The organism is Pseudomonas sp. TWP3-1, from assembly GCF_049896625.1.
GTDB lineage: Bacteria > Pseudomonadota > Gammaproteobacteria > Pseudomonadales > Pseudomonadaceae > Aquipseudomonas.
Genome location: NZ_JAFCUQ010000008.1, coordinates 138,710 through 157,635, shown reverse-complemented (window position 1 = coordinate 157,635; position 18,926 = coordinate 138,710). Strand labels below are relative to the sequence as shown.

Annotated in this window: 16 protein-coding genes; 9 read left to right on the top strand and 7 right to left on the bottom strand. The window is 60.0% G+C overall.

All coding sequences use genetic code 11. From position 1 onward, the window contains the following. Positions 1 to 82: 82 nt before the first annotated feature. Positions 83 to 1,603, bottom strand: a complete 1,521-nt coding sequence (gene exaC / locus ACP7BN_RS13485; RefSeq protein ID WP_420648553.1) for an acetaldehyde dehydrogenase ExaC — start codon at positions 1,601 to 1,603, stop codon at positions 83 to 85. A 395-nt stretch (positions 1,604 to 1,998) separates the two neighbouring features. Here exaC and ACP7BN_RS13480 point away from each other — a divergent pair, with 395 nt between their 5' ends. The 4 genes from ACP7BN_RS13480 (at position 1,999) to ACP7BN_RS13465 (ending at position 6,428) form a co-directional block, all read left to right on the top strand. Continuing rightward, on the top strand, positions 1,999 to 3,912 hold the full coding sequence (locus ACP7BN_RS13480) for a sigma-54-dependent Fis family transcriptional regulator (RefSeq protein ID WP_426204707.1): 1,914 nt from the start codon (positions 1,999 to 2,001) through the stop codon (positions 3,910 to 3,912). 260 nt (positions 3,913 to 4,172) lie between these two features. After that, positions 4,173 to 5,522 carry a UDP-N-acetylmuramate:L-alanyl-gamma-D-glutamyl-meso-diaminopimelate ligase gene (gene mpl / locus ACP7BN_RS13475; protein WP_426204705.1) on the top strand — a complete coding sequence of 450 codons (1,350 nt, stop codon included), beginning with the start codon at positions 4,173 to 4,175 and terminating at the stop codon, positions 5,520 to 5,522. Beyond that, on the top strand, positions 5,519 to 6,151 hold the full coding sequence (gene ubiX, locus ACP7BN_RS13470; RefSeq protein WP_420648550.1) for a flavin prenyltransferase UbiX: 633 nt from the start codon (positions 5,519 to 5,521) through the stop codon (positions 6,149 to 6,151). The genes mpl and ubiX overlap by 4 nt, the downstream gene beginning before the upstream one ends. Further along, on the top strand, positions 6,144 to 6,428 hold the full coding sequence (locus ACP7BN_RS13465) for a YceK/YidQ family lipoprotein (protein WP_426204703.1): 285 nt from the start codon (positions 6,144 to 6,146) through the stop codon (positions 6,426 to 6,428). The genes ubiX and ACP7BN_RS13465 overlap by 8 nt, the downstream gene beginning before the upstream one ends. Before the next feature lie 121 nt (positions 6,429 to 6,549). Here ACP7BN_RS13465 and ACP7BN_RS13460 read toward each other — a convergent pair whose 3' ends face one another. The 3 genes from ACP7BN_RS13460 to ACP7BN_RS13450 all read right to left on the bottom strand — a co-directional run bounded on the left by ACP7BN_RS13460 (position 6,550) and on the right by ACP7BN_RS13450 (position 9,512). Further along, positions 6,550 to 7,191, bottom strand: a complete 642-nt coding sequence (locus ACP7BN_RS13460; protein ID WP_420648548.1) for an oxidoreductase — start codon at positions 7,189 to 7,191, stop codon at positions 6,550 to 6,552. Between the two features lie 27 nt (positions 7,192 to 7,218). After that, positions 7,219 to 8,946, bottom strand: a complete 1,728-nt coding sequence (locus ACP7BN_RS13455; protein WP_426204701.1) for a C13 family peptidase — start codon at positions 8,944 to 8,946, stop codon at positions 7,219 to 7,221. Positions 8,947 to 9,056: 110 nt separating this feature from the next. Then, positions 9,057 to 9,512 carry a MaoC family dehydratase gene (locus ACP7BN_RS13450; protein ID WP_420648546.1) on the bottom strand — a complete coding sequence of 152 codons (456 nt, stop codon included), beginning with the start codon at positions 9,510 to 9,512 and terminating at the stop codon, positions 9,057 to 9,059. A 179-nt stretch (positions 9,513 to 9,691) separates the two neighbouring features. Between ACP7BN_RS13450 and ACP7BN_RS13445 the strand changes: the two genes are divergently transcribed. From ACP7BN_RS13445 to ACP7BN_RS13435, 3 genes are read left to right on the top strand one after another with little or no spacing between them, the layout of a single operon-like run. Next, on the top strand, positions 9,692 to 10,054 hold the full coding sequence (locus ACP7BN_RS13445; protein ID WP_420648545.1) for a CidA/LrgA family protein: 363 nt from the start codon (positions 9,692 to 9,694) through the stop codon (positions 10,052 to 10,054). After that, complete coding sequence (locus tag ACP7BN_RS13440) at positions 10,054 to 10,770, top strand: LrgB family protein (protein ID WP_426204698.1); 717 nt, start codon at positions 10,054 to 10,056, stop codon at positions 10,768 to 10,770. The genes ACP7BN_RS13445 and ACP7BN_RS13440 overlap by 1 nt, the downstream gene beginning before the upstream one ends. Positions 10,771 to 10,780: 10 nt before the next feature. Next, on the top strand, positions 10,781 to 11,371 hold the full coding sequence (locus ACP7BN_RS13435) for an LON peptidase substrate-binding domain-containing protein (RefSeq protein ID WP_420648543.1): 591 nt from the start codon (positions 10,781 to 10,783) through the stop codon (positions 11,369 to 11,371). A gap of 7 nt (positions 11,372 to 11,378) precedes the next feature. On the opposite strand, the gene ACP7BN_RS13430 is transcribed toward ACP7BN_RS13435, so the two are convergent. Beyond that, positions 11,379 to 13,073, bottom strand: a complete 1,695-nt coding sequence (locus ACP7BN_RS13430) for a hypothetical protein (RefSeq protein ID WP_426204696.1) — start codon at positions 13,071 to 13,073, stop codon at positions 11,379 to 11,381. A gap of 42 nt (positions 13,074 to 13,115) precedes the next feature. Further along, a complete protein-coding gene (locus ACP7BN_RS13425) occupies positions 13,116 to 16,406 on the bottom strand; it encodes a calcium-binding protein (RefSeq protein ID WP_426204694.1) in 3,291 nt (1,096 codons plus the stop codon). A 363-nt stretch (positions 16,407 to 16,769) separates the two neighbouring features. Here ACP7BN_RS13425 and ACP7BN_RS13420 point away from each other — a divergent pair, with 363 nt between their 5' ends. After that, positions 16,770 to 16,970: a hypothetical protein gene (locus ACP7BN_RS13420; protein WP_426204692.1), complete on the top strand. Its 201-nt coding sequence runs from the start codon at positions 16,770 to 16,772 to the stop codon at positions 16,968 to 16,970. A 51-nt stretch (positions 16,971 to 17,021) separates the two neighbouring features. After that, positions 17,022 to 17,600: a hypothetical protein gene (locus ACP7BN_RS13415; RefSeq protein ID WP_426204690.1), complete on the top strand. Its 579-nt coding sequence runs from the start codon at positions 17,022 to 17,024 to the stop codon at positions 17,598 to 17,600. Here ACP7BN_RS13415 and ACP7BN_RS13410 read toward each other — a convergent pair. After that, positions 17,597 to 18,913 carry a bifunctional DedA family/phosphatase PAP2 family protein gene (locus tag ACP7BN_RS13410; RefSeq protein ID WP_420648538.1) on the bottom strand — a complete coding sequence of 439 codons (1,317 nt, stop codon included), beginning with the start codon at positions 18,911 to 18,913 and terminating at the stop codon, positions 17,597 to 17,599. The genes ACP7BN_RS13415 and ACP7BN_RS13410 overlap by 4 nt on opposite strands. Positions 18,914 to 18,926 lie beyond the last annotated feature (13 nt).

Sequence of the window (18,926 nt, the reverse complement as noted above, 5' to 3'; positions counted from 1 at the left end):
GGTCCCGGCTGACACTGCCGGGTTGACGCAGATCCCGCAGGACAAACTCGCTCCCAGAAAGAGAGCGAGTTGTCTGCCGGGTTTAGAAGAAGCCCAGCGGATTGATGTCGTAGCTCACCAGCAGGTTTTTGGTCTGCTGATAATGGTCGAGCATCATTTTGTGGGTTTCACGGCCGACGCCGGATTTCTTGTAGCCGCCGAATGCGGCGTGCGCCGGGTACAGGTGGTAGCAGTTGGTCCATACGCGGCCAGCCTTGATCGCGCGGCCCATGCGGTAGGCGCGGTTGATGTCGCGAGTCCACAGGCCGGCGCCGAGGCCGAACTCGGTGTCGTTGGCGATGGCCAGCGCTTCGGCTTCGTCCTTGAAGGTGGTAATGCTCACCACCGGGCCAAAGATTTCTTCCTGGAACACACGCATTTTGTTGGTGCCCTTGAGCAGGGTCGGCTGGATGTAATAGCCGGTCGCCAGACTGCCCTCGAGTTTTTCCACCTTGCCGCCGGTCAGCAGCTCGGCGCCTTCGCCCTTGGCGATTTCCAGATAGGACAGAATCTTGTCGAATTGCTGCTCGGACGCCTGCGCGCCGACCATGGTGTCGGTGTCCAGCGGGTCGCCGCGTTTGATTTGCAGGACTTTCTTCATCACGACGGCCATGAACTCGTCGTAGATCGACTCCTGAACCAGCGCACGCGATGGGCAGGTGCAGACTTCGCCCTGGTTGAAGAATGCCAGTACCAGACCTTCGGCGGCTTTTTCGATGAAGGTCGGCTCGGCTTGCATGATGTCTTCGAAGAAGATGTTCGGCGACTTGCCGCCCAGTTCCACTGTCGACGGAATGATGTTTTCCGCAGCACATTTCATGATGTGCGAGCCAACCGGGGTCGAGCCGGTGAAAGCGATTTTGGCGATACGTTTGCTGGTGGCCAGCGCCTCGCCAGCTTCTTTACCGTAGCCCTGCACGACGTTGAGCACGCCCGGCGGCAGCAGATCGCCGATCAGTTCCATCAGCACGGTGATGCCCAGCGGCGTTTGCTCGGCAGGTTTGAGTACCACGCAGTTACCCGCCGCCAGTGCCGGGGCAAGTTTCCACGCGGCCATCAGAATCGGGAAGTTCCACGGGATGATCTGGCCGACCACGCCCAGCGGTTCATGGATGTGATAAGCCACGGTGTTGCCGTCGATTTCGGCTGCGCTGCCCTCTTGTGCGCGCAGGCACCCGGCGAAGTAGCGGAAGTGGTCAGCGGCCAGCGGAATGTCGGCGTTGAGGGTTTCGCGGATGGCTTTGCCGTTGTCCCAGGTTTCGGTAATCGCCAGCAGTTCGAGGTTCTGTTCGATGCGGTCGGCGATTTTCAGCAGGATCAGCGAACGCGCCTGCACTGAGGTCGAACCCCAGGCATCAGCGGCAGCGTGAGCAGCGTCCAAGGCCTTGTCGATATCTTCGGCAGTGGAGCGCGGGAATTCGGCAATCGGTTGGCCGTTAACTGGCGAAGTATTGGTGAAGTACTGACCTTTGACCGGCGCGACGAACTCGCCGCCGATGTAGTTGCCGTATTTGCTCTTGAACGAGACTTTGGCGCCTTCAGTACCGGGATGAGCATAAAGCATGATTGTTCTCCTTGGCTTGTTGTACTTATAAGAGAGACGCGCATGAGCGCTTGTTATAAGCGTAGAGCAAAGGTCGGGCCAGTGCCTTGCGGCTCAGGTAAATCAAGGCGTTGCGCGATTTATGTCGGACGGGCGGATCGCGCCTGTGGCGGTTTCGGTACAGTCGGGGTGACAGTTTGTACCGCTTCTGGCACAGGCTGTGACTGGGCAGTCTTGCCAGCATTGCAAAGCGTCGGGTGCTGGAGGATGCTGATCAACCTGTGGCGAGGGAGCTTGCTCCCGCTGGGTTGCGACGCGACCCTGAACAAACATCTGCCATCAGGTCTTTGGCGAGCGCTTCGCACTCGAGCGGGAGCAAGCTCCCTCGCCACAAGCTCCGGGGAGAATAATAAGAAATGCACGACAACCATTTGAGTCGCCATGCCCAGCAGGTTCTCACCGCCACCCAGGGCAAACCACATTTGCACGGGCCGGGCGCTGATCCATCGATTGCCCGCTCGTGGCTGCGCTGTCTTGAGGACTACCACCTCGACCCGGCCCTGAGCATCGCGCCCACCGTGCTCGAACATGGGCGCGTGCTCGAGAGCCGCGAACGCCTGCAACAGGTGCTGCAGATTGCCGGCAGCGAGATGAGCAGCCTGCATCAACAACTCTCCGGCGCCGGTCATGCGGTGCTGCTGACCGACGCGCGCGGGGTGATCCTCAACTGCGTCACCGCCCCTGCCGAACGCAAGATTTTCGAACGCTCCGGCCTGTGGCTGGGTGCTGACTGGAGCGAAGCCTGCGAAGGCACCAACGGCATCGGCACCTGTCTGGTCGAGCGTCAGGCGCTGACCATCCACCAGGATGAACACTTTCGCGGACGCCACACCGGACTGACCTGTTCTGCCAGTCCGGTGTTCGACCCGCATGGCGAACTGCTAGCGGTGCTCGACGTGTCTTCGGCCCGGCATGACGTTTCGCGGCAGAGCCAGTTCCACACCATGGCGCTGGTCAATCTGTCGGCGAAGATGATCGAGAGCTGCTATTTCCTGCGTTGCTTCGATAACCAATGGTTGCTGCGTTTTCACTTACAGGCCGAATCGGTCGGGCTGTTCAGCGAAGGGCTGCTGGCGTTCGACGGGGAAGGGCGGATCAGTGCGGTAAATCAGAGCGCATTGAATTTACTCGGGCACATTCGCGGCGGCTTGCTGGGTAAACCGGTGGAGGCGTTTTTCGATTGTTCGCTGGATGATTTGCTTGGCCGCGCGAGTGCCAATGCCAGCGCCAGTTGGCCGTTGCGCACGCGTGATGGCCGGCATTTGTTTGCGGTATTGCGTGGTGAGAGCCGGCGGCCGTTGCCGGTTGTTCCCGCTCCCGTAGTTGTCGAAGCCCCGCGACTGTCAGGTATTTGCCTGGGCGATGCGGCACTGCAAGCGGACTTCCGCAAAGCCCTGCGCGTGTTCGAGCGCGACGTCCCGCTGCTGATCAACGGCGAAACCGGTTCCGGCAAAGAGGCATTCGCCAAAGCGGTGCATCATGCCAGTCAGCGTTGCGGTAAAGCCTTCGTCGCGCTCAATTGCGCGGCGATTCCCGAGAGCCTGATCGAGAGCGAACTGTTCGGCTATCGCGGCGGCAGTTTCACCGGCGCACGCAAGGATGGCATGCGCGGCAAGTTGCAGCAGGCTGATGGCGGCACGTTGTTCCTCGACGAGATCGGTGACATGCCGCTGGCCTTGCAGACCCGTTTGTTGCGGGTGCTGGAAGACCGGCAAGTGGTGCCGATTGGCGGCGAACCGGAAGCGGTCAATGTGCGGATCATCAGCGCGACTCACCGCAATCTGTTGGCGCGAGTCGAGGACGGCAGTTTCCGTGAGGATCTGTATTACCGGCTCAATGGGCTGGAAGTAGCGCTGCCGGCGTTGCGTGAGCGCAGTGATAAATCCGAGCTGCTGGATTTTCTGCTGGCCGAAGAGGCCGGCGGGGAAACGGTGGTGATCGACGAGGCGGCGCGTCAGGCGTTGCTGGCGTTCAACTGGCCGGGGAATGTGCGGCAGTTGCGTAATGTGCTGCGCACGCTGGCGGCGTTGTGTGACGAGGGGCGGGTCGGGATTGAGGATTTGCCGGCGATGATTCGGCAGGTGCGCCCGCAAGTGCTGGAAGTTGCTCCCTCTGAGCAGCCGCTGGAAGATGCCGAACGCGTGGCTTTGCTTGATGCGCTCGAGCAGACGCGCTGGCACATGACCCATACGGCGCAACGGTTGGGCGTGAGTCGCAATACGCTTTATAGAAAGCTGCGTAAGCATGGGATTGAGCGTTGTGCCAGCTAAGAGCCCCTCACCCTAACCCTCTCCCAAAGGGAGAGGGGACTGACCGAGTTGTTCTCTAAATCTGCGCCGACCTGAGATATCCAGCCGAACTCGGGATTAGAAGCGCCATAGATCGGCTCCCTCTCCCTCCGGGAGAGGGCTGGGGTGAGGGGCCGCCATATCAAGCCGGACACAAATTCAGACCACCACCCTCAATCACCTAAAGAGTGCCATTTCCCCCTCCCTGCGCTAACCTGCGGCGATGTTTTACGAGGTCGACTATGCACATTCATATTCTGGGTATCTGCGGGACTTTCATGGGCTCGATGGCGGTTCTGGCCAAAGAGCTGGGCCATCACGTGACCGGCTCCGATGCCAACGTTTATCCGCCGATGAGCACGCAGCTCGAAGCCCAAGGCATTCAGCTGACGCAGGGTTACGACCCGGCGCAGCTTGATCCCGCGCCGGATCTGGTAGTGATCGGCAACGCCATGTCCCGCGGCAACCCGGCGGTGGAGTATGTGCTGAACAAAGGCCTGCCGTACGTCTCCGGCCCGCAGTGGCTGGCCGATCATGTGCTGCAAGGTCGCTGGGTGCTGGCGGTTGCCGGTACGCATGGCAAAACCACCACCAGCAGCATGCTCGCCTGGGTGCTGGAACACGCCGGCATGAGCCCGGGTTTCCTGATCGGCGGCGTGCCGCAGAACTTCTCGGTGTCGGCGCGTCTGGGCGGTACGCCGTTCTTCGTGATCGAAGCTGACGAATACGACAGTGCGTTCTTCGACAAGCGTTCGAAGTTTGTTCACTACCGTCCGCGCACCGCGATCCTCAACAACCTTGAGTTCGATCACGCCGACATCTTCCCCGATCTGCCGGCCATCGAGCGTCAGTTCCACCATTTGGTACGGACGATTCCGAGCGAAGGTCTGGTGATTCATCCGACCACCGAGCCTGCGTTGCAGCGCGTGATCGAAATGGGTTGCTGGACCCCGGTGCAGACCACCGGTGTCGGCGGTCAGTGGCAAGTCAAGTTGCACAAAGACGACGGCTCGGCATTCGAAGTGATGTTTGAAGGCGTGTCCCAAGGCACGGTCGAGTGGGAATTGACCGGTCTGCACAACGTCGCCAACGCCTTGGCCGCGCTGGCCGCTGCACGTCATGTCGGTGTGGTGCCTTCAATGGGCATCGCCGGGTTGAGCGTGTTCAAGAACGTCAAACGTCGGATGGAGAAAGTTGCCGAAGTGCGCGGCATCACCATCTATGACGACTTCGCTCACCACCCCACCGCGATTGCCACCACCCTTGATGGCTTGCGCAAACGCATCGGCGATGCGCCGTTGATTGCGATCATCGAGCCGCGTTCCAACTCGATGAAGCTCGGCGCGCACCGCGACGGTCTGCCGGACAGCGTGGTCGATGCCGATCAGGTGATCTGGTACGCCCCGGCCAACCTCGGTTGGGATCTGGCGGGCACCGCCGCTTTGTGCACCGTGCCATCGATTGTCAGCGATTCGCTGGAAGGCATCATCGAGCGCGTGAAGAGCCAGGCCCAGCCCGGCACCCACGTGGTGATCATGAGCAACGGCGGCTTCGGCGGCCTGCACGGCAAACTCGCCGAGGCGCTGAAATGAGCAACGGCCCGGAACGCATTACGCTGGCGATGACCGGCGCGTCCGGCGCGCAGTACGGTTTGCGCCTGCTCGATTGTCTGGTGCGTGAAGATCGGGAGGTGCATTTCCTCATTTCCAAGGCTGCGCAGTTGGTGATGGCTACCGAGACCGACGTTTCGCTGCCACCCAAGCCGCAGATGATGCAGGCGTTCCTCAGCGAATACACCGGCGCGGCTGCCGGGCAGATTCGTGTGTATGGCAAAGAGGACTGGATGTCGCCGGTGGCTTCTGGCTCCGGTGCGCCGGCGGCGATGGTGGTGGTGCCGTGTTCGACCGGCACGCTGTCGGCGATTGCCACTGGTGCCTGCAACAATCTGATCGAGCGCGCAGCGGATGTGACGCTCAAAGAGCGCCGCCAGTTGATTCTGGTGCCGCGTGAAGCGCCGTATTCGAGCATTCATCTGGAGCACATGCTCAAGCTCTCGAATATGGGCGTGACCATCCTGCCGGCCTCACCGGGCTTCTATCACCAGCCGCAGACCATCGATGACCTGATCGATTTCGTCGTGGCGCGGATTCTCAATCTGCTGGGCATCCCTCAGGACATGCTGCCGCGCTGGGGCGAGCATCACCTGAACAGCAATGAATAAATGGTTGGTTTTAGTGTTGGCGCTGCAACTGACGGGATGCGCCACGGCGCGCACGCTGGACGCAGCCAAACCGGGTGCGCCGGTGGTGTACGCCGGGACTCGCCTGGATTTGTATGCGATGAATGGCGGGTGTTGTGCGATGGATCGCTTCGGGGCTGAGGCGCCGAGTTATCCGGGGGTGGATCTGCCGGCGAGTGCTTTGCTGGATACGCTGCTCCTGCCGTTGTCGCTGCTCACCGTTTTAGGCGTGGGGTTTCAGGCGACTGGCGGATTGTAGGGGAGTGCTTTGCACTCCATCGCCAGCAGGCTGGCTCCCACAGTGATCCTCAGTGACCCCAAAATGGGTGGGCAACACAAAACCCTGTGGGAGCCAGCCTGCTGGCGATAGCGGTCGAAGATTACTTGCCGAGTTTCCTCAGTTCATCCGATTCAACCACGCGCACCCCATCCTGCTCTTCCAGCGCCAGCCGCCACATCGCCCGCGCCAGCTGACACGCTTCAATCCCGCGATATTTGCCCGGAATCAATTTCGAAAACGGCGCAGCCAGCTGCTCGCCCAGACGCGGCTCGGTACGTTCACCAAGCAACAACGAAGGCCGGCAAATGGTCAGTTGCGGCCAATCCTGCGCGCGCAATGCGTATTCCATCTCGCCTTTGACCCGGTTATAGAAGATCGAGGATCGGCGATCCGCCCCCAGGGCACTGATCACGATCAAATGCCGCGCACCCATTTCCCGTGCGCGCTTGGCGAATGCCACGACCATGTCCAGGTCCACTGCACGGAACGCTTCTTCCGAGCCGGCCTGTTTGATCGTGGTGCCGAGGCAGCAATACGCGATGTCGACGCGACCGGCCAGTTGCGGCAGAAACACCTGCGGATCACCGACCGGGTTTTCCAGATGTGGATGCTCGGCCAGTGGCCGGCGTGAAGGGGCGAGAACACGCGTGATCGTTGGCTCGTTGAGCAAGCGGTCGAGTAGATGTTCACCGGTCAAACCGGTGGCTCCGGCAAGCAATACATGCTGAGGCGTCAAGTACATAGTGTTTCTCCCTTGATACTGTTCAGCTTAGTTGCTCTTTGGCACTCCGTCGTTCAACGAAGCACTCTGCAATGCTTTTCGCGCCTGCTGTTTGCGCAGCAGTTGCCAGTGCGAAAGCACGGTTTTCGGCGCCCAGATCTGCGGCTCCGAGGCTTCGAAGCTGTCCGCCAGTTCGCGCTCGGCGACGGTGGCTTTGGCCAGTTTGAAGGCTTGCTCCAGATCGTCGGTCTGGTTCAGCGCCTGCGCGAACAACGCGTCACCGAAGTAGGTGAAGTTAGCTTCTTCCGAGCAACCGAACGACACTCGGTCGGCACGCGAGGCGGTCATGATCAGCGTGCGTTCGTCTTTGAGCGCCGGGATGAAACCGCCGGAGTAGCACGAGGAAATCACGATCACTTTGTCGCGGTTTTTCAGTGGCGCGAGCACGGCGGCGAGTTCGTCGGCGGGCAGATCGGCCAGTTCCATGCGCGGCTGATCGAGTACCAGTTCGTGCTCGGCGGTGCCGTGGCTGGTCAGGTAGATGAACAGCAAATCTTCCGGGCCGCTGCGCTCGGCCAGCGTCTGCGCGGCACGGCGCAGGTTTTCGCGGGTGGCCATCGGCCGGTCGCCGAGGTGGTCGCGATGGTTGACCAGACGAATCTGACCGTAGGCGCCGAAGCGCGTGGCGAGCATGTTCGAGACGAAGTCGGATTCGCGCAGAAAGACGCTTTGCTTGCCATCGCCTCCGAGGGTCAGGGTGTACAACTCGACAGCCGGAGTCGAGGCCGGCACAGCGGCCAGCGCGTCGTCGAGCAAGCGGCCCTGTGCGAGCAATCCAAGTTCGAGTGAGTCGGGCAGCAACTTGCCATCGGCATCGCGCACGCGCTGACCATTGACCCAGGTGCCGCTTAACACGCTGCCGTCGGTCAGCACCAAAGTGCCGCGTCCCGAATAGCTGTCGTTGTCGAACTGGCCGATATAGAAGCTGCCGTCGGCCAGGTTCAAGCGGCCCTGACCGCTGAAGCGCCAGTCACTGAATGAACCGACATAGTGACTGCCGTCGGCGCCGATCAGCTCGCCCTTGCCGGTCAGTGCGCCTTCCTTGAACTGACCGAGCCAGACATCGCCGTCAGCGTTTTCGTAGCGGCCCTTGCCGTGCAGCTGATTGTTCTTGAAGCCGCCGACGTAGATGTCGCCGTCGGCACTGTTGAACGTGCCGTTGCCTTCCAGCTGACCGTTGACGAAATGTCCGCTGAAGGTATTACCGCTGGCATCCCCGCGCTGGCCTTCGCCGTTGGGTTTGCCGTGGGCGAACTGGCCTTGATAAGAACTGCCGTCATCCAGTTCGAGGCGACCGAGCCCGGAATATTGATCTGCCTTGAACTCACCCCGGTAAGTCATGGCGTTTTCTTTGAGGGTGCCTTCGCCATCGCGACGGCCGAGCTTGAAGCCGCCGGTGTAACTGCTGGAACTGGTGGTCAGGCTGCCTTGACCGTTGAACAGCCCCTGCTGGAACTGCCCGCGATAAACCTCGCCGTTGCTGCCATGCCATTCACCCTGGCCGTGCCACTGGCCCTTATCGAATTGCCCGGCGTACCAACTGCCGTTCGGGTAGTCGATGCGGCCCTGACCGTGCAGCAAGCCGTCGACCAGTTCACCGCGATAACGCCCGCCGTCGGGCAGGCGCGCGTCCGGGGGCAACAGCGATTCGCCGTCGCCGCAAGCGGTGAGCATCAGGGTCAAGGCAAGCGGAACAAGAGCGGCAAGTGAGCGCATAGCGGGATCCGGGCAAGTAAGCGACGGAGTATGCCGCAGCTATGTGACCTTATACAGCCGGGAACGAGGAGGGGATGCGAAACAGCGTGCGCCGGTTCGCATCCGGAGGCTTAAACGAAGCAGAGCGACAGCGGTTCGGCGATGTATGCCGGTTTGTCCGAGCCTTCTATCTCCAGCGTGGCGGTGGCTTTGAGCAGCCATTGGCCGGGTTTTTTCTCGGTCACTTCAACCATGTCGACCTTGAGCCGCACTTTGGAATTGACCTTGACTGGCTGGATGAAGCGCACGCTGTCCAGACCGTAGTTGACTACCATTTTCACGCCTTCAGGCAGGATCAGGATGTCTTCCATCAGTTTGGGCATCAGCGACAACGACAGGAAACCGTGAGCGATGGTGCTGCCAAATGGCGTTTGCGCGGCTTTGACCGGGTCGACGTGGATGAACTGATAATCCCCGGTGGCTTCGGCGAACAGGTTGATGCGCTCCTGATCGATGGTGAGCCATTCGGAACGTCCGAGTTCCTTGCCGACATAATCTTTGAGCTCTGCAACTGGAACATAGGGCATTGAGACTCTCCTTGGGTTCATCGTTTTATAGTTTTTCTGGTGGGGGATTTGACCGCCCTGCGAACCACTGTAGATCATCATGGCGATTTGCTCCGGTCAACCGACCATGCTTTTGGCGAATGCCGATCCATAGCGCAGGCGTGCTTATAATGCCGGGCGTTTTTTGTAGGAGATGTCGGATGTTGCTACGTGGCCTGACCATGCTGGTGCTGTTCCAATTGCTCGGCACGGCGCTCAATCATTTGCTGTTGCCGGTGCTGCCGGGGCCGATCATCGGCCTGTTGCTGCTACTGGGGTTCCTGATCATCCGCGGTGAAGTCGGCGAGCCGGTGAGCCTGGCGGCCAGCAGTCTGCTGCGTTATCTGCCATTGCTGCTGGTGCCGCCAGCGGTTGGCGTGATGGTTTACGCCACGGCGATTGCTGCGGATTTCTGGGCGATTGTCGGCGCGCTGGTGTTGTCGCTGCTGCTGTCGATGGCTTTCGCCGGGGTGCTGATGCAGCGCCTGGTCAAACGTCACGCGCCGCCGGTGGAGGAATCCTGATGCTGTTCGACTGGCACGGCGCCTGGACGTCGGTGATTCACCATCCGCTGTTCGGCATCGGCATCACCCTCGGTGCCTATCAGATGGTGCTGGCGGCATTCGAGAAAACCCGCTGGATCTTTCTGCAACCGGTGCTGGTCTCGATGTTGGTGCTGATCGGCGTGCTGACGGCGTGCGGCATCACCTATGCCGAGTACCGCAAGAGCACCGAGATCCTGAGTATTCTGCTCGGTCCGGCGACGGTGGCGCTGGCGGTGCCGCTTTATCTGAATCTGCGACGCATCCGTCAATTGTTCTGGCCGATTTTTACTACGCTGGTGATAGGCGGGGTGGTTGCCACGGGTTTGGGCGTGGCGCTCGGTTGGTGGTTCGGTGCTGATCACATGATCTTGATGACCATGGCGCCGAAATCGGTGACTTCACCGATTGCCATGCTGGTGGCCGAGCAGATTGGCGGCGTGGCGGCGCTGGCGGCAGTGTTTGTGTTGATCACCGGGGTGATCGGCGCGATCTTCGGCCCGGCGCTGTTGAACCGTCTCGGCGTGCACAGCCCGGAAGCACGCGGCATGGCGCTGGGCATGACCGCGCATGCGGTCGGCACGGCGGTGGCGATGCAGGAGAGTGATGAGTGCGGCGCCTTCGCGGCGCTGGCGATGAGTCTGATGGGCGTGGCCACGGCGGTATTCCTGCCGTTGGCGGTGTCGATGGTGGTGTAAGGAAATGTCTATGAGCCTGGCGCTTTTTCCGCTGAACACAGTGCTGTTTCCCGGCTGCAATCTGGATTTGCAGATCTTCGAAGCGCGCTACCTCGACATGATCGGCCGCTGCATGAAGCAGGGCGGCGGATTTGGCGTGGTGTGCATCCTCGAAGGTCACGAGGTCGGCGCTGCGCCGGAAGGTTTCGCGATGGTCGGCTGCGAAGCGCGGATCACCGATTTCCAGCAGCAGGACAACGGCCTGCTCGGCATTCGCGTGCAGGGCGGCCGGCGCTTCACGGTGTTGCGCACTGAAGTGCAGCGCGATCAATTGATCGTCGCCGACGTCGAGTGGCTGGACGATGAGCCCGAACAGCCGTTGCAGGATGAAGACGCCGATCTGGTGGCACTGCTCAAGGCCTTGGCCGAACACCCGATGGTCGAAGCGCTGAACATGGGCATCGAAGCGCTCGGCCAGCAATCGCTGGCCAATCAATTGGCCTATCTGCTGCCGTTCGCCGAAGAAGACAAGATCGACCTGTTGCAACTCGATGATCCGCAGCAACGCCTGGATGCGATCCAGGCGTTGCTCGATGAGCTGCAGGGCGAACTCTTCGCTTAGCGACTGGTTATTCGGGCCAGACGATATCGTTGGCGAACCAGTCCTTGCCCGCTGGCAGGTGCAATATCGGCTTGCCTGCCTTGGCGACAGCATCGATCAGGTCGTCATATTCGTGCTGGTTGGAAATTCCACTGTGGGTACGCGCCTCGATATCATTGCCGATGTAGCTGCTCTGGCCTTCTGCGGCAACGTCGTCGACCTTGGCTGCGCGCGTGAAGGTCGAGTCCATTAGCCACAGCCGCTCTGATGAAATGCCCGCTTTCGACGCCGAAATCAGCGCCTCCAGTTCGTCCTCGGGAAACCACGCACTCTTTTCCAGCGCCGACAGATTGAGCAGATGGTTTTCCTCGTTGAGGACCACCTCCATTCTTCGTGTATCGATGATGTAAGAGAACACGAACTGCTGATCGTGGCGGATGGTTTCGTAATTGCGCTCCGAGTCCAGATCCACGTCTGATGCGTCCGACCATTCATTATCCGAACGGCCAGAGTCAGTATCGGAATCGCCCGGTTTTCTGCCGGGAAACTTGTTCCTCTGACTGTTGTAGCGCAGGTATTCCGGGTTGGGCGCTTCGGAGCCTCTGCCGCTGTACCTCTTGACCAGCTTGTGGCTGACCGTTGCGCTGATCGGCTTCTCGGTGGTCGCGCCGCGCGGGTGTTTCAGGCGCGGCAACATTCGGGCGTCGTTATACAACTCGAAGGGCGTGCGCTCGTCGGCCCGGAACAAACCGGGGATGTCGGTGCGGTACAGGCAGTCGCTGGCGTTGCGCAAATAACCCAGTCTGGCCAGAAACCCGTCAAGATATTCGCGACTGACACTTTTGTCGAAATCCACCAGGTCGCTGTGCATTGTGCCGTTCCTTACGGGCAGGAGCAGCGGCTGTATTTCCTCGTGGAGTCGATCAAAGCGGGTCGGATCGTTCGCGTCCAGGGATCGCAGTCGATGCTGCTCGGCCCACTCCGGCATCACTTTCGGATTGGCCATCAAGTCGTTGTGCAGTTGCACGTGCTGCCCCGGCGAAAGATTGTAGGAGCGCAGCAGCTCGACGCGTTGGCCATGCGTCATGAGTGGATACATTGCAAGCAGTGAGTCGCCGAGCAGTTGCCTGGTCGCTTCGTGCGCGGAGAGTGACGCTATATGCAACTGCTTGGCCGGTACCTGTATTGCGCCTTCATCGCCCGCAGTGCCTGGGCGTTTTAACGAGTTAGCCGACTCGATCTGACGAACCGGGCTCCAGGTGGCTTCGCTCTGGTTTCTGAACAGTGCGGGGCCAGGTGGCAGTTTTTTGTACAGGTCGGTGGCCCGATAGGCGCCAAGCCCCGCATCGAACTCGACGTGCACGGTACCGGAATCTTTGACGTCGACGAATCTGCGCCCAACGACAAAACGAAAGCCGTCAGCGTCGGCGGTTTGCATATTGCGCAGCAGCGCGGCATTCAGCAGGTAGCTGCTCAGTCCGTTGTGCGGTTCAGGCACGACGCCAGGCAGGTCGGAAATTTCGACTCTCGGTACGTCGGCGCCAGCATGGGTACGAACACTGTTCGTCGCATCCACGTTGACTGCGGGCCGACTCGTGCCAGCCAATGGCGTCTGGTGCAGCACAGGCAGATCGGCGTCTGGCCGGAACCGGTTGGATCCCGTATCAAGCGTCGGCGAATTGACTTTCGGGATGTTGGGCGACGCAGGTGGTTTGGGGCGCATGGTGTCATTCCTTGACGATTGCAGAAGTGAGTGAAAAACCAATCAAGCGAGTGCCGGCTCTTTGGCTGGGGACAATTGCTGAATGCTCAGGTGCTCGACGCTTATCAGGCGTGCCGGATCGCTGTCGATCTGCCAGCGGCCGATGTCGGCGTTGTAAAGGATTTTGCCTGGGGCCAAGTCCGCCAGTTGAATGTTCTGAACGTGGATTGCGCCACTCTCGAGTTCATCCCGGTTCTTGTGTTCCTCGATCAACGCGACGATCGCCTGGGGCGATGCGCATGCCGATGCGTTGACTGCATACAGAGCGATGACTTCGAACAACGCATTGATCCGGTAACGATGTCCACCGGAAACGATGACATCGACACTTTCGAGTGGCAGCGAAGGATCGCTGCTGTCGGGCAAGTGGATGTGAATGCTGCCGATCTTCAACAGGTTGTTGCTGATGGCTAATTTGCTGCGATCGATCGGCTCCTGAAGGTGTTGCGTGTAGATGTCCCAGCTCGAAGAGCCGGACGTGCCAGCATCGGCCGTCGCTGTCGAGAGGCTGATGGACATGTTGCTCGCCGGATGGATTTCGTAGCGTCCCGAGCGGCCTTCCAATGCGTAGGAGGCACTGTGCGGGGCCAATTTGAAGTCGATGCGCTGCGCTGTTTGTTTCAGCGTACGTTTTTCCACCGCAGGTCTGACGAAGGTGTATTTCCCGGCGCGCTCACGCAGCGAGCCGCGACTTTGAATCACGGTGTAGCCAGGTTTTTGCGCGTCGTCGCGATAGTTGTTCTGCGGGACATCGAGGTAGTAAGACACGCCATCGCGCATCACCAGGATGAAGTGATGACTGATCTGCCACGGGGACGCGAGAATCCCGGCGCCCATGTCGGTTTTCTTGCCAGGATGTTCGCGCACCCCGCCGTACAGCGAAAGCAGTCCGCCTTTCTTGAAGGTGAGCGTGAAATGCACGCCTTGATGACTCAGCGTCGTGAAAGCGCCATGGCGCGCTGAGTGCACGATATAGACGGCCCTGACCTCGTCGATCTCGCTACTGTCGAAGTCGACATACAGTGTGCTGCGGGCAATCTGCTCGCTCGCTCGCAACGTCGGGTGATGGCTGTCGCGGGACACGTAATAGAAAGACTGCGCACTTGCCGAGACTGTCTGCACCCGGTCGTGCAACACGAACGGGGACGGTGTGCCGACACCTGCCTTGATCACCACGGCGTTCAGTACTTGTTCGCTCAGGTCGACTGTTTGTGCGGGCCAGTCCGGTTGCAGGTGATAACCGTCCTGCGTGACGAACAGCCATTTATCGTTGCGCAGCGAGCGTTTGCCGTTGATCGTCTGGTACACCGCTTCGATGGTCAGCGTGCGCCCGGATGACTGCGGGTCATCGTCGCGTAGAGTTTCGATTACCAGCGCATCATCGCGAATGCACCAGCGCTGGATGGCCTCGAGCGGCACGCCGAGGTACACGGTGCTTTGCTCCTGATCATCATCGGTGATCGACACTTCAAGGCTCAGCGGGTCGATGTGATAGGTGTCGACACCGCTGCCGCCGTCAACGATGACGTGGCTGCCACGGATCGACACCTGATCGTCGCCAGCGCCGGCACTGATGCGGTCCTGGCCATTGGCGGTAATCATGTCTGCCCGGTCCGAACCGGTCACCCGATTGGCCGCGCCCGCCAGGGTTTCGACTCTCTCGATGCCGTCGAAGGTTGAGTGCGGTTGCGGTTCGGCGTTCGCATCGGCAGTGCGCAAGCCGAGCTTGCCGGTGTTCAAGTCAATGTCATAACCGGTGTAGGGCGCGGTGCCGGGAATGTGATCCTGGCGGACATGCTTGCCTTGCAGCCACAACAGATCAGTACCGTCACCACCACTCAGGTGGCTGACTTGATCCGGCGCTGACGTCAGTGCTGCGGCTGCCGATTGAAAGAGAAAAGAGTCATCCTTGTCGCCGCCGCTCAGGCGTTTTTCACCGGCGCCGTAATTGAAATGATTCGGCTTGTCGCGCACGCCGCTGACTTGATCATTGCCGCCCCCCAGATTCCACAGCACGCCTTTGGCCGGATCAGCTTGTACGGTAATGATGTTGGAGCTGCCAGATGGCAGGCCGTTGCGGGCATCGTAAATATCGTCGGTCTCGTGGATGACCGGCGAGTTGACCGTCTTGTAGGCCGACTCGCCCTTGGTTTCGTCCCACTGGTGCTTGTAGACGCGTGTCGGTTGCAGGCGCACTTCGAAATGCCCGTTGACCACAGCGTCAACACTGTCTTTGAGTTCGTTTTTCAGCCAGCCGAGGCTTTTGCTTTTGAGCGCTTTGTCGTAGTCGCTATACGTCTTGGCGACGGTGAAACGATCCATCACAGCCGCATCCTGATCCACACCCCAAAATGCGAACCAGCCGGCGCGCCAGCGTTCGTTGATGGTCAGTTCGATGTAGTCGTCCATGTCATCGACCACCCGCGCGGCGCCATAGATGCGTGCGCCGACAATCAGGATCGCCGCAGCCGCCAGGCCCACCGGGCCAGCGGCCTGGAAGCCCATCAGCGCCGCGGCGCCGAGCATCAGCGAAAGCCCGGCGCTGAACACGCTCAAGCCGCCGGTGACATACAGATCCTGGGCCGCTTTGCCCTCGGCCTTGGCCGCGTCGCTGAAGGATTTGATCGCGGTATATATGTCGAACGGCAGCGTCAGCACACTGGCGATCAGCCCTGCGCCGCGCGCCAGCCATTTGCCCATGCTGGTCTTGCCGAATTGCTCGAAGCTCTGCGCGCCCTGGCGCAGCATCTGCTCGCCAGTTTTGGTCAGCGCATATTCCACGCCCAGCGAGCCGATTTCCGCCACGCCGCCGCCGATATTTATCAGTGCTTCGGCTGTATCGCCTTTCTTCAGCGCGTCAATCGTGCCGATGTAGGCACTGTACAAGCCGTAGGCCTGCAACCCCGCGCCCATGCTGGTCATGCCGCGGCTCTTGACCTTGTCCACCCAGCTCGGCAAGTGGTCGGGCAGCGGGCTTCTGTGGATATCCAGGCGTTGGGTCGCGGTCAGCAGCTTGGCGATTTTCTGCATGGGCTCGACAGACGCGCCAGCGGGTATTTCGCGCAGCAGCGGCGGCGCATCGGCAGAGCGCAGCGTGACGATTTCATAGAGTAGTTCCGGGACCCGTTGGCGATCCTGTGCATCGACGGATTTGATTCGTTGCTCGACCTGCGCCGAGTCGAGTTCCAGACCGTCAGTAAATGCCAGGTCGGGCTCGGAGAAGTATGTGCTGGCCGCTGTAATGGCCTCTCCGTTGATGCGTGCTCCAAGTGCCTGAAGTTCCTGGCGGCTCACGGTCAGTTCGCCAAATCGCAGAGGCCCGAACAATTTGTCCAGATCTCGCAGGTCGGGTGACTTACCCGCAGCGTTGCCAACTGCGGCAGTCGGTGAAACAGTTTCACTGTTAATGTCGGAAATAGTTATTGGTGCTGTAGGAATAGTTTCAGTGCTTACAGTAAAAAAGGGCTTGGCCAAGATAAATGCTCGGTGGTGATATATCGATTTAATCTGCCATGAAGAGCTGCAAGTTTCCGTGGTTAATGTTTTGCTGATTGTATTGTTGTTTTTTGTATTGTGTTCGAAGTGGTCTGTCGGTGGTTTTTCATCTAGCGTAAGTCCAGCTCGCAGGAAGCGGGTTTGATCATCAAGGAGAACACAATGACGATTTACGAAGATGAATGGGCATTTTGGGATGATATTGCCGGCAAGTATATTTTCAAGCATGCCGGTGTTGATCTGAACACCGACATTGTTATCAAGGCCGCAGGGTTTTACGCTGATACGATGGTGCTTGAACGGCGCAAGCGCAAGCGGGTCAGGAATATGCCGGATCTGCCGCCTTCGACCACTGGCAAGTAAAGCTGCGTCTTAACTTTGATCTGGTTGTTTGATAAACAAGAGAGTTCTTATATGTCTGATGATAAAAACATTACGTTCACAGGGCATTTGTTTGTGGGTGGACTTCCGTTGGTACTCAATTACCAGGTTATGGAGCAGCGTTTAAAGCACTCGCGGATCACCACAGGGCAACGACTAAGTGCCGAGATTTCGCTGAATGATGAAATCAGCTCGCGAATTGTGACACTGGCGGATCACGACGATGTTGAACCGCTATTGATTGAGTTTTCTCCGGAGAGTCAGGAGCGTTACACACTCAAGGTCAAAACCGCCGGTCGCTACTTCAATTGGACTCTGCGGCTTGATCAAAACACCCGACATCTTCTGGTGGAAAAAAACTCCAGCAGTTACTTCGAACTGCAAACCTATGCCGGAAAACTCAAAACGCTGGACGACTTGCCGTCCAATCCGGCTTCAGTGGGATTGGTCAGTGTCGAGAAGAAAATCCGCTTGTTTCAACATGAAACCAGGGAAGGCCTGAAGTATTTTCTCGACAGGAATCCGAACGACACCAAGCACAATGCCTACAATCCCGAGCCTGTGTCGTTCATCTTGAAAACCATCCCGCCAGCGCTGACTTCCGCGGCCTAGTAGGCGTAGCGCAGCAATGTATGTGGCAAATGCCGCAATACAAAGAAGCCGAACAAAGCGACCATCGCCGGCAGCACCAGCCACCAGACTCTCTGCGGCATGGCGCCGAGCGGCGTCTGTCGCTGGCTGAGCCACAGGCCGGCGGCGCACACGCAAGCGGCGAGCATCGTGCCGGCCAGTACATCGGTCGGCCAGTGCGCGCCCAGGTACACCCGCGACAGGGCGATCGCCAGCGCCGGCATGCAGGCGATCAGCAGCCAGGTCAGGCGCATGCGCGGCGGTTGTCCGCGCCCGGCCAGTACGGCGAGGGTCAGAAACAGCGCGAACGCGCCGGACGCGTGACCGCTGGGCATGCTGTAGCTGGTCAGCGGATCGGTCAGCACTTCCGGGCGTACACGGGCGAAAAACACCTTGGTACCCGTGTTGGCCAGCGCGGTGACCAGCAAGGTACCGCCGACGAAAATCGCCTGGCGCCACTGGCGGCACACCAGCAGCAGCACAGTGAACAAGGCGCTGAACAGCAGCATGTTGCGGAATTCACCGATCAGGGTGAGGGTGACGGCCACTTCGTCCAGCCATGAGCTGCGGTGTTCCTGCACCAGAGTCATGACGCCCTGATCGAGCGCATTCAGATACGGATAGCCGATGAACAGGCCGATCAGGATCAACAGGCTCATGCTGCTGATCCACACCGTCGCGCGGCGATGGCGACGCAGGCTGCTATTGACGCTCAAGCCAACCATTGCCGCAATGCTGCCGGCGACAATCCCGGCCTCCAGCCAGAAACCTTCCGGCAGCGGCAGACGGAACGCCGCCCCGGTGGCCCAGCCCGGCAGCAGGTACGCCAGACTCCAGCCAGCGGCAGCCAACAGGCTGACGGCGGCGAAACGCGGGAACGGCATGTCGCACATGCCGGCGACCATTGGCAGCATCGGTCGCAGCGGCCCGATGAAGCGTCCGACCAGCAGACTGGCGATACCGTAGCGCTGGAAATACGACTCGGCGCCGGCCATCCATTCCGGATGATGGCGCAGCCCCGGCAAACGCCGGATGTTCTGGTGGAAGTGTCTTCCAACGAAGTACGAGATCAGATCGCCGAGGATCCCGCCGAGAAACCCCAGTACCAGGGTTTCACTCAACGACAACGCGCCACTGCCCGCGAGAACCGCGACGGCGAACAGCAACACTGTGCCGGGCACGATCAACCCGGCAATCGCCAGGCATTCAACCAAAGCCACAACAAACACCGCGGCGGCCAGCCATTGCGGGTTAGCGGCTAACCAGCCGGTTACGCTATCGAGCCATGGGCCCATACAAACCACTCCA